Genomic DNA, 12,334 nt, shown 5'->3' with positions numbered 1-12,334 from the left:
GAAACTATGGTGGTACAGAACACCGCCGAAGGAGTCCGCACCCGTGTCCCTTGCCGCCCGCTTCCGCTACCCCGCCATCACCGCCCGTGCCCTCGGGGAGTTCCTGCCCGCCGTGCTCCGCACCGGCATCCTCTCCACCCGCGGGGGACTCGGCCAGGGGGCCGCCCTCGGCCGCTACTGGTTCACCACCGCCCGCGAGGTCGAGCAGGGCAACCTGGCCGCGCCGCACCGGGTCGCCATTATCGACGACGACGGGGAGCTCACCTACCGCCAGCTGCGCGAGAACTCCCAGACCCTGGCCCGCCACATCGTCGGCCTCGAGCTTGCCGATGTCCGCCTCGGCGTCATGGCCCGCAACGGCCGCGGCATCCTCTACCCCCTGGCCGCCAAGGGTTACGTCGGAGCCGGCATCTACCTGCTCAACGTGGCCTCCTCCCCCGAGCAGCTCAGCGGCTGCATCGAGGAGAACGGCATCAACGTCCTGGTGATCGACGACGAGTTCCTCGACCGGCTGGACCCGGGAGTCGTCGAGAAGCAGGGTGTCCACGTCATCATCGGCCACCAGACCCGCGAGCATCCCGAGCACATCACGCTGCGCGACATCGTCGAACGCCCCTGGGTGAGCGGCGACATCGCGCTGCCCACGCTGCCGAAGCACGGACCGATCGTGCTCATGTCCTCGGGCACCACCGGCATCCCCAAGGGCGTCATGCGCCCGGAGCCGAAGCTGCCGCTGGTGCTGGCGGGCATGCTGAAGAAGGTGCCGTGGCGGGCGGACATCCGCGTGCAGATGCACGCCTCCATCTTCCACACCTGGGGCTGGAGCGCCGTCAACATCGCGCTGGCCGCCCGCGCCACCATCGTGTGCCACCGCATTTTCGACGCCGAGCAGGTCCTCCGCGACATCGACACCCACCAGCTCGAGGCGATGGTGACCTCCCCCATCTTCCTCAAGCAGATCCTCGAGGTCCCGGACAACGAACGCTACGACACCTCCCACCTCGAATTCATCGTCTCCTCCGGCCACGCGCTCACCCCCACCCTCGTCGAGCACACCATCGACCGCTTCGGCCCCATCCTGTGCAACGTCTACGGCTCCACCGAACTCACCCTGGCGTCGGTGGCCTCCGCCGAGGACCTCGCCGCCGACCCCACCACCTCCGGCCCCGTCGCCCTGGGCACTGACCTGCGCATTCTCGACGATAACGGCATGGAAGTCCCCACCGGCACCGTCGGCCAGATCCACCTGCGCAACTCCACCACCCTCACCGGCTACACCAACCCGGACATCCCCCTCGACACCGCCGGCGACCTCGTCCGCATCGGCGACCTCGGCTATCTCGACGAGGACGGCCACCTCCGTGTCCTCGGGCGCATCGACGACATGATCATCGTCGGCGGCGAAAACGTCCACCCCTCCTCCGTAGACGAAATTCTCGACGCCCTCCCCGGCGTCAGCGAGGTCTACTCCCACGGCGTCGCAGACCCCGACACCTTCCGCCGCGTCGCCTCCTGGATCGTCCGCGACGACAGCCTGGCCGGTCAGGCACTGACGGAGGACGACGTCCGCGCCTTCGTCCGCGACAACCTCGCCGAGCACTCCATCCCCCGCGACGTCCACTTCCTCGACGAACTGCCCCGCAACCCGACGGGCAAGGTCATGCCCCGTTTCCTCCCCAGGCTGGAGGATTAGCGCAGGCGTTCTACTCCCGGCGGGGTCGTGTCCGCGCCGGGGCCTAGTGTGTGGGAGGTCGACATGATGTCGTCCCCGGTCACCGCTCGGCGGCCGGTATCCCTCAACCACAGGAGAACACTGTGTCCAGCATCCTTTTCTGGAATCTCTTCATCAACGAGACCCTGCACCTTCCGGACTGGGCGTTCATGTCCCTCGCCGGACAGCTTATCGACGCCTCATCCGTCACCGGAATGTTCTAAACCGCCCGGGCGGCGTATTTACGTCGCCGGGTATTGCTCCGTCGGCAGGCCCGCCTTGTTCCAGGCGCTGAACGCACCCGCGAGGTGCGTGACGTCGGTGCGCCCCATGTCGTGGAGTGCGGCGGCCGAGAGCGCGGAACGCCAGGCTGATCCGCAGTAGAGCACGAGCGTGCGGCCGTCGTCGAGCGCCGGCTTGAAGTACGGACTCTGCGGATCCACCCAGAACTCGAGCATGCCGCGCGGTGCCCGGAACGCCCCGGGAATGATGCCGTGGGCCTCCCATTCGCGGGGGTCGCGGATATCGACGAAGAGGTGGCCCGGGTCGTCGACAAGCTCACGGGCCTCCTCGAGGCTGAGCGTGCGGACGCGGGCGTTGGCGCGCGCGACCAGTTCCTGCGCCGGGACGGGCAGCGGCTCGCCGGGGCGGCGGTGGGTGGTGTTCATGCCCCGAGACTAAGGGATCCCCGGTGCCCTCGCGTGAGGATCGCTCCGGAACCTGCCTTCCCGGCCGCCGCGGGCGCCGGTTGCGGAGTGAATGTCACTGCCCCGCGGTGTCTGCGGGGTTGCCGAGCGCCTTCACCTTGTCGAGGACGCGGTTCGCCTTCTCGATCTCGACGTCCGACCACATCTCCGGGTCCGTAAACAGTGTGCGGACTGCTTCCACCACGTCGTCGGGGACGGGGGTGACCTGACGGAGGTCGAACAGGTCAAGCAGGTCATCGCGGCCGTCGTCGTACTCCCCGCCGCACATGGAACCGGAGACACTGTATGCCCACGCCGGGTCGTCGGAGTAGCGAAGCATGGCGGCCTCGACGGGTACCTCGTCGTCGGCCAAATCGTGGAGTCCAATGTCAGCCATTCTTGAGCCCACCTCCCGCGGTGCATTCGACAGCGAAGGCCCCGACCGGCGGAACATCAACGCTGGTCAGGGCCTTCTTCGCGGAGCCGCCTGCGAGAATCGAACTCGCGACCTTCTCATTACGAGTGAGACGCTCTACCGACTGAGCTAAGGCGGCGTGGCACTGCGGAAACAGCACCGATGCGTCATTTTAGCGCACGCCCCGCACGCGGAGAAATCGCTGCTCAGGACACCTGGCAGGCGAGGCGGATGCGGCCGAGCATGCCGTCGACGGCGATGGTCGGGGTGACGTTGACGCTGATGTGGTGACGGGCGGCGCTGACGGCGTCGAGGCATTCGACGAGTCCGGGCATGCCGACCTTCTCGGCGAGTTCGCGGGAGAGGCCCTCGAAGTCGGGGTGGGTGAGGTCGACGGCGGCGCCGGTGGAGATCATGAGGGCGTCGCGGTAGAGGCCGGTGAGGTCGACGAGGGCGAGGTCGATGAAGTCGCGCTTGCGGCGGTTGCGGCGGGTCTTCTGGGCTTTCTCCAGGTCGGAGAGGGCGCCGGCGGATCCGTCCATGGCCTTCTGGGTGCCCTTGCCGCGACCGCCCTTGCCCAGGGAGCGCTCGAGGGTGGTGAGCTCGGTGGCGTCCTCGTCGTCGCTCATCTCCTTGACCTGTTTGTCCACGTTCTTGAGGAATCCGGTGGCGGCCTTGAAGGCCTCGTCGCGGTGGAAGACCATCTCGGCGAGGTTGAGGGCGGCGGCGCGGCGCTGTTGGGCGGCAGGGTCGCTGACCAGGCGGCGGGCGCGGCCGATGTGGCGGCCGGAGGCGATGGCGGCGAGGCGGGCGTTCTCGGGGGAGGCGCCGGTGTCGTCGATAAGCAGGGCGACAATCTTGTCCACCGACGGATAGGGGACGTAGAGGTGGCGGCAGCGGGAGCGCAGCGTCGGGGAGAAGTCCTCCGGGTCGATGGACGGGGCGCAGAGCAGGATGACGGTGCGCTCCGGCGGTTCCTCGACGACCTTGAGGATGGCGTCGGCAGCCGGGCCGGTGAGGCGGTCGGCGTCCTCGATGATGATGATCCGCCAGGGGGCGACGGTGGGCAGCTTGGCGGCCTCGCTGCGCATGTCCCGCATGTCGTCGATGCCGATGGACAGCCCGGCGGGCACGATGTGGAGGACGTCGGTGTGGGCGCCGGCGACGACGTCCCGGCAGTCGCGGCACCGCCCGCATCCGACCTCGTCGGGGTCGGAGCACTGGAGGGCCGCGGCGAAGGCCACGGCGGCGACGGAACGACCGGAGCCGGGCGGGCCGGTGATGATCCACGCGTGCGCCATGGCGCTGCCGAGGCCGGCCTGCCCGCGGGCGAAGGCGCGGGCGGCGGAGGCGGCCTGCAGGACGGTGTCCCGGACGGTCGGGGAGTCGGAGAGTCGTTCGGCGACGCTGTTCACCTCACCCACCCTATTCACCCTGGCCATGTGGTGCCCCCGCGGGAGCGTCGGGGCAGTTAAAGTAGTGAACCATGAGTCGACTGTTGCGGGCCCTGAAGTGGCTGTGGGGCACCTCGTGGCCCCTCTATGCCGCCCTGGTGCTCGCGGCCAACCTCATCGGCGCGCTGGCGATCATGGCGTTCATCCGTTTCCTGGTGCCCATGCCGGAGGTGCGCAGTTTCACCTCGGAGGTGCCGCACCTGGAGGTCATCGGCCTGACGTATCTCGCTTTCGCGGTGATCGTCGGCGTGGTGGCCACGCTGCTGCTGTTCCGGCCGGTGCTCGACTGGCAGCGGCATCCGGAGGCGCATGACCCGAACATGGTGCGCAACCTGGTCATGCGCCTGCCGGTGTATCAGGCGGTGGTGTGCGCGGCGGTGTGGGTGATCGGTATTGCGATCGCGGTGGCGACGGCGGCGTCGGCAAGCGGCAGGTTGGCGCTGGTCATCGGCTTGGCTACGGCCCTGGCGGGCATGGTGGTGGTCCTCATCACCTACCTGCTGGCCGAGCGTCTCGTGCGGCCCGTGGCGGCCTCCGCGCTGGCCCGCCGTTTCGAGGATTCGACCCTGGAACCGCCTATCACGCAGCGCCTGCGCCTGACGTGGATCATGACCACGGCGGTGCCCGTCCTGGGCATCCTGCTGCTGGCGGCCGGGCAGCGGGCGGACTTCTTCATGGGCAACGCGGGCGAGCTCATTCCGGGGATCGTGGCGCTGTCGCTCACGGCCCTGGTGACGGGTTTCGTGGGCACGACCTTCGCCATCATGAGTGTCGTCGACCCGGTCCTGGAGCTCCAGGAGGCCATCAACCGGGTGCGGCGCGGCGACACCAACGTGCAGGTCGACATCTACGACGGCTCGGAGATGGGCGTCCTGCAGGCCGGCTTCAACGAGATGATGCGCGGCCTGAAGGAACGCCAGCGGGTGCGTGACATCTTCGGCCGCTACGTCGGCGCGGAGGTGGCCAAGCGGGCCCTCGAGGAACGCCCCACTCTCGGCGGCGAGGACCGCAAGGTCGCGGTCCTGTTCGTCGACGTCATCGGCTCGACCACCTTCGCGGTCAACCACACGCCGGAGGAGGTCGTCGAGGCCCTCAACCAGTTCTTCGAGCACGTCGTCGAGGTGGTGCACCGCAACAAGGGCATCATCAACAAGTTCCAGGGCGATGCCGCGCTCGCTGTCTTCGGCGCCCCGATCTCGCTGCCGGATTCGACCTCCCATGCGCTGACCGCGGCGCGGGAACTGCGCCAGGAGCTCAAGGGCATGGCGCTGCAGGCCGGCATCGGGGTCGCCGCGGGGCATGTCGTCGCCGGTCACATCGGTGGATCCGACCGCTTCGAGTACACCGTCATCGGCGACGCCGTGAACTCCGCCGCCCGCCTCACCGAGCTGGCCAAGGACACCGACGGCCGGGTGCTCACCAACGCCGCCACGCTGCGCAGCGCCAACGAGGCGGAGCAGGCGCGCTGGACCGTGATGAAGTCGGTCGAGCTGCGCGGGCGCCGCGAGATGACCCAGCTGGCCCGCCCGATCCGCGCCACGATGGCGGACCGTTCCTGACATGGCGCTGCTCGCTCCCCGGCGGCTGTTCCTCCTCTTCGTCGGGCTCGTCATCATGGCTCTGGGCATCGCGTTGTCGGTGCGTTCCGACCTCGGCACCACCACCATCTCCTCCCCTCCCTATGTGTTGAGCATCATCTCCCCGCTCAGCCTGGGGATGGCGTCGATCCTGGTCAACAGCTCCTTGGTGCTCCTGCAGTTCCTCATTCTGCGCCGCCGTTTCCACCCGCTGCAGCTGCTGCAGATCCCGGTGCTACTGCTGTTCGGCGTGCTCAACGACATCGCCCTGTGGGCCACCTCGTGGGTGACCTACACGGCCTACTGGCAGCAGTGGGCGCTGGTGCTCCTCGGCATCGTGGTGCTGGCGGTGGGCATCATCTTCCAGATCGCAGGCAAGTCGATCATGCTCGCCGGCGAGGCGACCGTGCTCACCATCGCCACGGAGCTGGCGCGCGTCTTCGGCGAACGGCGCCTCTTCGTCTTCGGCTACGTCAAGATCGCCTTCGACATCATCCTCGTCCTCTCCGCCGTGGCGCTGGGCCTGGCGTTCGCCGGGCAGGTGGTCGGTGTCCGGGAGGGCACCGTGGCGGCGGCGTTGCTCATCGGCTTCTTCGTCAAACGCCTCCAGCCCGTGCTCGGGCCGCCTCTCGAGCGTTTCCGTCGCTGATTTTTCGCTTATCGACGCCCCCGTGAACCGCGCACGTGCGCGCTTTCCGGCACTTATCCACAGATTTCTGCTGACACATCACCTGAATGGGGAGTTATCCACAGGGCCGGGCCGGCCCCCTTTTCCGCGTCGAACAATGGTGCGAGGGTGGGGGCATGGCAAAGAAGAAGCAGACAAAAACCGCCTCCACCACGACCGTCAGCGTCCGCCCCCAGCCCACCCGTGACTCCTCCACCATCCCGCGCCCGCGGAAGTTGCGCGCCCGCCGTCGCGGGGAGGACTTCGTCATCGTCGACGGCGCGCTCGACCTCGGCATCGTCCCGGGTGATGTGGTGTGGTGCCTCTCGGGTGCGGACGGTCGCCGTTACTTCGCCGGCCTCGAGGAGCCCCGTTCCGGGACCATCAGCCGCACCCTGGTGGCGGGGGTGTTCTGCCCCCAGCATTCCGCCGAGTTCATCGACGAGGCCATGGAGGATCTGCGGGCGGAGGGGGCGTCGGCCTTCCAGATGCGGGAGGGCACCCTGTGGGCCTTCTGGCCCGGCGAGATCCCCACCGTGGACGTCGCCCTGAGCGTGGCCCGATCGGCGGCCGAGTACGGACTGGCCAATGCGGTCCACCCGGGGTGGACGCGGGACGGGATCATCGCCACCCGGGTCCACGCCGGCCCGCCGGTCCCGGTGGCCGTCTGAGCAGGCTAATCCCGGGTGAGTCCGTCGATGAGGAGCATGTTGCCGATCACCTGCGCAGCCCGCGCACCGGCGTCGACCGCCCGCAGGCCGAGAGAGTCCCCGCTGAGCACAGTCTCGCGCAGGAGGGTGACGCCCTCCGCGGCAAGGAGCAGGTTCCCGCCGTGCCCGAGACCCTGGCGGACGGTCCGGCCGTCCTGGATCGCGCGGTCATCGGCGAGGACCGAGGTGGCGGCGACGAACAGTCCCGCGAAGGCGGCCGGCGCGATGAGGGTCGGCTTCTTCCACACGGCCAGGCCGACACCCGTGGCCCAGGCGGCCGCACGCAGGCCGACGCGCGTCGGAGAGGGGCGGGCGCCCCGGTCGTAGAGCTGCGCCGAATAGGCGGCGTTCTGCGCCGCGACGCCGAACATCCCCAGCACCGGGGTCCGGTCCGGGGCCCGCAGCTTCGCGACATCCCCCACCAGCCCTCCCGCCATCCCGGCGAGCAGCACCGGGGAAGGATCATGGCGCAGGGCGGTGGCCGCCAACAGCGGCATCGTCGCCACGGTGGCGGCAGTGTTGGGCTTCCGCCACCCGAACAGGCGGGACCAGATGCCCACCTCCCCGGCCGTCAGATAGGCGACGCGCTCCGGCTCCTGGGCGGCGGCGACGAGCGAGGCTCGCAGCGCCTCCACGCCTTCGCGGGTCCGGCTGACCAATTCATTCACGGGGGAAGTCATGGCCCCAGCGTAGCCAGGTCCCCGGATTCACCGCCGCGCAGTCCGTCCACGAGCAGCCGTTGCGCCACCACGTAGGTGGCCGCCACCGCCACATCCAGCCCCCGCGCCAGCACGGTATCCCGCGACGGCAACAACGTCCGGGCCAGGATCAACGAGTCCGAGAGCAGGAAGAGATGCCCACCCGTCGCCACTCCCCGACCACGCAGCACCGGGTCGGCCGCCAGCGTGGAGGTCGCCGTCACCATCCCGCCGTAGAGCAGGACGAGGCCCAGGTGCCGCCGCCCCCACCAGGCGGCCGCCGTGAACGGCACCGCGTGCAGCACCAGTGGCAGGGGGCGCACCCGTGCGCCTGCCCGCCACAGCACCCACTGGTAGGCGGCCTGATTCACGGCGAAGGCCGTCGCGCCCGCAGCGAGCCTGCCCTCGCGCATGAGCAGCAGGTCACCGATCCACCCTCCGGCCAGCCCGAGGTGGGTGATGGGGCGGGAGGTGAGGGGGGCGTCGATAAGCAGGGGGACCACCAGCGGCTTCGACGCCAGCAGGAGACGGCGCGAACCGAGGCCCCGGGAGGCGACGTAGGCGCCGCCGGCCACCCAGTAGGCCAGGCGCTGCAGCCGCATCCTCACGGGCTACTTCTTGCGGGTACCGGCCTTGACCACGCGCTTGGTCCCCGGAGAGGGCGCCTTGCGGGTGGTCTTCTTCACCGTCTTCTTGGCCGTCTTCTTCGTGGCCTTCCGGGTGGTCTTCTTCGCCGGGGTCCCGCCGTCGGCCGCCTCCTTGGCGCGGCGCTCGGAGAGCAGCTCGTTGGCGCGGGCGTCGGTGATCGTCTCCGGGCTGTCACCCTTACGCAGCGAGGCGTTGGTGGTGCCGTCGGTGACGTAGGGGCCGAAACGGCCGTCCTTGACGGACATCGGCTTGCCGGAGACGTCATTGTCCCCGAGCATCTTCAGCGGCGGCTGCGCGGCCGCCCGCCCGCGCCGCTTCGGCTCCGCGTAGATGCGGCGGGCCTCGTCGAGGGTGATGGAGAAGATCTGGTCCTCGCTGGCCAGGGAGCGGGAGTCCGTGCCCTTCTTCAGGTACGGGCCGTAGCGGCCGTTCTGGGCGGTGATGACCTCGTTGTCCGCCGGGTCGACGCCGACCTCGCGCGGCAGGCTGAGCAGCTGGAGCGCCTCCTCGAGGGTGACGCTGGCGGGCTCCATCGAGGAGAACAGCGAGGCGGTGCCCGGCTTGAGGTTCTCCTCGACGAGAGCGCTGATGCGCTTCTCCTTCTGCGAGGCTGCGGTCTTGGTGCCCCAGTTCTTCGCCCGCATCCCGTCGGCGGCGCGCTGGGCGTCCTCGGCGGCGCGTTCCTGCGCGACGATCTCCTCGGCGGCGGCTTCGGCGGTGACGCGCTCGTCGTCACGCACGACCTCGGTGACGTAGGGGCCGTAGCGGCCTTCCTTGGCCACGATCATGCGCCCGTTGGCGGGGTTCTCACCCAGCTCACGGCCGCCCTGCGGGGTGGCGAAGAGCTTCTCCGCCAGTTCGAGGTTGAGCTCGTCCGGGGTGGTCGTCTCGGGGAGGTTGGCGCGCTGGTACTGCGGCTCGCCGTCCTGCTCGCCGACCTTGCGCTCGATGTAGGGGCCGTAGCGGCCGACGCGGACGAAGACGGGTCGCCCCTCCTCGTCGTCGTAGAGGTGGAGGGAGTTCACGGCGCGGGCGTCGATGTGCTCGAGGTTCTCGCCGACGAGGGCCTTGAGGCCGCCGTGGCGGGCGATGGACTCGGCGGTGTTGTCGTCGGCCTCGGCGTCACCGAAGTAGAAGCCGGTCAGCCACTGGGTGCCGTCCTCCTCACCGGCGGCGATGTTGTCCAGCTCATCCTCCATGGAGGAGGTGAAGTCGTAGTCGACGAGCGGGGTGAAGTTGTTCTCCAGCAGCCCGACGACGGCGAAGGCCACCCAGCTGGGCACCAGCGCGTTGCCGCGCGGGACGACGTAGCCGCGGTCCTGGATCGTCTTGATGATCGACGCGTACGTCGACGGACGACCGATCCCCAGGTCCTCCATCTTCTTCACCAGGCTGGCCTCGGTGTAGCGGGCCGGCGGGTTGGTGGAGTGACCGTCCGCGGTGATCTCCGTCGCGGTAAGGGCGTCGCCCTCCGCGAGGTTGGGCAGGCGCTTCTCCGCGTTGTCGGCGACATCGCGACCGTCGGCCTGGCGGGTGGTCTCCACGTAGGCGCGCAGGAAGCCCGGGAAGGTGATGGTGCGGCCGGTAGCGGAGAACTCGATCCGCTCCCCGGTGCGCGCGGTGCCGGCGATGGTCACCTTGAGGGAGGTGCCCTTCGCGTCAGCCATCTGGGATGCGACGGTCCGCTGCCAGATGAGCTCGTAGAGCTTGAACTCCTCGGCGTCGAGCTGTCCGTGCAGCTCACCCGGGGTGGCGAAGCGCTCACCCGCGGGGCGGATCGCCTCGTGCGCCTCCTGGGAGTTCTTCGACTTACGGTCGTAGCGGCGCGGGGAGTCCGTGACGAAGGAGTCCCCGTAGAGCTCCTTCGCCTGCTGGCGCGCGGCGCTCAGACCTTGCTCGGACAGCGAGGTCGAGTCAGTACGCATGTAGGTGATGTGGCCGTTCTCGTAGAGACGCTGCGCGATACGCATCGTCCGGTCCGAGGTGTAGTGCAGCTTGCGGCCGGCCTCCTGCTGGAGGGTCGAGGTCATGAACGGCGCGTAGGGGCGCCGGGTGTAGGGCTTCTCCTCCACCCCGGAGACCTGCATGTCGACGCCCTGCAGGGCCTCGGCCAGCGCCTCGGCCTGCTGCTTGCCGACGACCACCGCCTCCCCCTTGAGACGGCCTCGGTCGTCGAAGTCACGTCCCTGGGCGACGCGTCGACCGTCGATGGTGGCCAGCTTGGCCTGGAAGTTGCGGGGGTTCTCCGGGTCATCGCCGTCCCGGCCGGTGTCGAGGTCGGCGGAGAGATCCCAGTACTCCGCGGAGATGAACGCCATGCGCTCGCGCTCCCGCTCGACGATGACGCGGGTGGCCACCGACTGCACGCGACCCGCGGACAGGCGGGGCATGACCTTCTTCCACAGCACCGGGGACACCTCGTAACCGTAGAGACGGTCGAGGATGCGGCGGGTCTCCTGGGCGTCGACGAGGTTCTCGTCGAGCTCGCGGGTGTTCTCCGCGGCGGCCAGGATGGCGGGCTTGGTGATCTCGTTGAACACCATGCGCCGCACCGGCACCGTCGGCTTGAGCACCTCGAGCAGGTGCCAGGCGATGGCCTCGCCCTCACGGTCGGGGTCTGTGGCCAGCAGCAGCTCGTCGCACAGCTTGAGCTTCGCCTTGAGGTCCGCGACCTTCTTCTTCTTGTCGGGGCTGACGACGTAGAGGGGCGCGAAACCGTTCTCCGTGTCGACGCCGAGGCGCGCCCACGGTTCCTTCTTGTACTTCGTGGGCACGTCAGCGGCACCGCGCGGGAGGTCACGGATGTGTCCGACCGAGGCCTCGACGATGTAGTCGTTGCCCAGGTAAGGCTGGATCTTCTTCGCCTTGGTCGACGACTCCACAATGACCAGGGTCTTCTTCCCTGATCCCTTCGCTTCTGCCACTGGGAGATCTTCCCTCTCATCTGCTGGATGACACTGCTGCACAATATTGACGGAACTAACCGTCCTTCCGGGAGACTCTAGCCCAGACCCGGCCTGTCACAACACGTTACACAGTATTTAATGGCCCTCCTGAGCAGACCCATTCGCAGGAACCTCCCAGCCTTTCCGGCGCCCGCTCCGCCGGGGCCCTGATTATCGTGGCGGGAATGACCGAGCAGATCATCACGTGGGTGGAGACCCTCCTCACCCTGCCGGCCTTCTACCCGGTACTCGCCGCCCTGGTCATCAGCGATTCACTCCTGCCCGCCATCCCCAGCGAGGCCGTCCTCACCCTGGCGGGCAGCTGGTCCGGGGCACGCGGTGTGCCCGATCTGGCGATGATCATCGGCGTGGCCGTGCTCGCCGCGGTGGTGGGCGACAACATCTGCTACCTGCTGGGCACCCGGCTCATCGGCATCGTCGAACGCACCCCGGCGGACACCGCCCGCGGGCAGGCCATCGCGTGGGTGCGCGAGAACATCCGGCGCAACGCCGCCGCGACCATCATCATCGCCCGCTTCATCCCCTGGGCCCGGTGGTTCATGACGATCATGCTCGGGTCCGTCCGCTACCCGTGGCGGTGGTTCTTCCTCTACGACACCATCGGGGTGGTGCTGTGGGCACTGCTGGCCGTGTTCATCGGCTACGCGGGTGGCTGGTACTTCTCGGACTATCCCCTGTTGGCCGTCATCGTCGGCATCGCGCTCGGCGGGCTGGTGGGCATGGTCATCCAGCGGCTGCAGGCGCGGTGGGCAGGGCGCCGCTAGGCTGTCCGGCCCCGGCCCCGGCCCCTACCCGGCCCCGA

The 12,334-nt window shown here is 69.0% G+C and carries 11 protein-coding genes and 1 tRNA gene; 5 read left to right on the top strand and 7 right to left on the bottom strand.

Translation table 11 applies throughout. The features are described 5' to 3' along the window. The first annotated feature begins 43 nt into the window (after positions 1–43). Complete coding sequence (locus ACFPUZ_RS10435) at positions 44–1,693, top strand: AMP-binding protein (RefSeq protein WP_377001842.1); 1,650 nt, start codon at positions 44–46, stop codon at positions 1,691–1,693. A gap of 260 nt (positions 1,694–1,953) precedes the next feature. On the opposite strand, the gene ACFPUZ_RS10430 is transcribed toward ACFPUZ_RS10435, so the two are convergent. From ACFPUZ_RS10430 to ACFPUZ_RS10415, 4 genes are all read right to left on the bottom strand, one after another. Further along, positions 1,954–2,379: a rhodanese-like domain-containing protein gene (locus ACFPUZ_RS10430; protein ID WP_377001841.1), complete on the bottom strand. Its 426-nt coding sequence runs from the start codon at positions 2,377–2,379 to the stop codon at positions 1,954–1,956. Between the two features lie 94 nt (positions 2,380–2,473). Continuing rightward, complete coding sequence (locus ACFPUZ_RS10425; protein WP_377001840.1) at positions 2,474–2,794, bottom strand: hypothetical protein; 321 nt, start codon at positions 2,792–2,794, stop codon at positions 2,474–2,476. Between the two features lie 84 nt (positions 2,795–2,878). Next, positions 2,879–2,951: transfer RNA gene (locus ACFPUZ_RS10420), tRNA-Thr, on the bottom strand. A gap of 67 nt (positions 2,952–3,018) precedes the next feature. Next, positions 3,019–4,227 (bottom strand): DNA polymerase III subunit delta', encoded by a 1,209-nt coding sequence (locus ACFPUZ_RS10415; protein WP_377001839.1) that lies wholly within the window; start codon positions 4,225–4,227, stop codon positions 3,019–3,021. Between the two features lie 71 nt (positions 4,228–4,298). Between ACFPUZ_RS10415 and ACFPUZ_RS10410 the strand changes: the two genes are divergently transcribed. From ACFPUZ_RS10410 to ACFPUZ_RS10400, 3 genes are all read left to right on the top strand, one after another. Continuing rightward, complete coding sequence (locus tag ACFPUZ_RS10410; RefSeq protein ID WP_377001838.1) at positions 4,299–5,825, top strand: adenylate/guanylate cyclase domain-containing protein; 1,527 nt, start codon at positions 4,299–4,301, stop codon at positions 5,823–5,825. 1 nt (position 5,826) lies between these two features. Further along, positions 5,827–6,492 carry a YczE/YyaS/YitT family protein gene (locus tag ACFPUZ_RS10405; RefSeq protein WP_377001837.1) on the top strand — a complete coding sequence of 222 codons (666 nt, stop codon included), beginning with the start codon at positions 5,827–5,829 and terminating at the stop codon, positions 6,490–6,492. A 155-nt stretch (positions 6,493–6,647) separates the two neighbouring features. Next, positions 6,648–7,181 (top strand): hypothetical protein, encoded by a 534-nt coding sequence (locus ACFPUZ_RS10400; protein WP_377001836.1) that lies wholly within the window; start codon positions 6,648–6,650, stop codon positions 7,179–7,181. Between the two features lie 5 nt (positions 7,182–7,186). On the opposite strand, the gene ACFPUZ_RS10395 is transcribed toward ACFPUZ_RS10400, so the two are convergent. The 3 genes from ACFPUZ_RS10395 to topA are packed head-to-tail and all read right to left on the bottom strand — an operon-like array spanning position 7,187 to position 11,490. Further along, on the bottom strand, positions 7,187–7,900 hold the full coding sequence (locus ACFPUZ_RS10395; protein WP_377001835.1) for a lysoplasmalogenase family protein: 714 nt from the start codon (positions 7,898–7,900) through the stop codon (positions 7,187–7,189). After that, positions 7,897–8,520, bottom strand: coding sequence for a lysoplasmalogenase family protein (locus ACFPUZ_RS10390; protein ID WP_377002259.1), 624 nt, complete (start codon positions 8,518–8,520; stop codon positions 7,897–7,899). The genes ACFPUZ_RS10395 and ACFPUZ_RS10390 overlap by 4 nt, the downstream gene beginning before the upstream one ends. 9 nt (positions 8,521–8,529) lie before the next feature. Beyond that, a complete protein-coding gene (topA, locus tag ACFPUZ_RS10385) occupies positions 8,530–11,490 on the bottom strand; it encodes a type I DNA topoisomerase (RefSeq protein ID WP_377001834.1) in 2,961 nt (986 codons plus the stop codon). 206 nt (positions 11,491–11,696) lie between these two features. Here topA and ACFPUZ_RS10380 point away from each other — a divergent pair, with 206 nt between their 5' ends. Then, on the top strand, positions 11,697–12,296 hold the full coding sequence (locus ACFPUZ_RS10380) for a DedA family protein (protein WP_377001833.1): 600 nt from the start codon (positions 11,697–11,699) through the stop codon (positions 12,294–12,296). Positions 12,297–12,334: the final 38 nt, after the last annotated feature.

The organism is Corynebacterium nasicanis, from assembly GCF_042658165.1.
In the GTDB taxonomy this organism is placed as follows: Bacteria; Actinomycetota; Actinomycetes; order Mycobacteriales; family Mycobacteriaceae; genus Corynebacterium; species Corynebacterium nasicanis.
The sequence above is the reverse complement of the archived record's forward strand: the minus strand, read 5'-3'. Positions and strand labels throughout refer to the sequence as shown.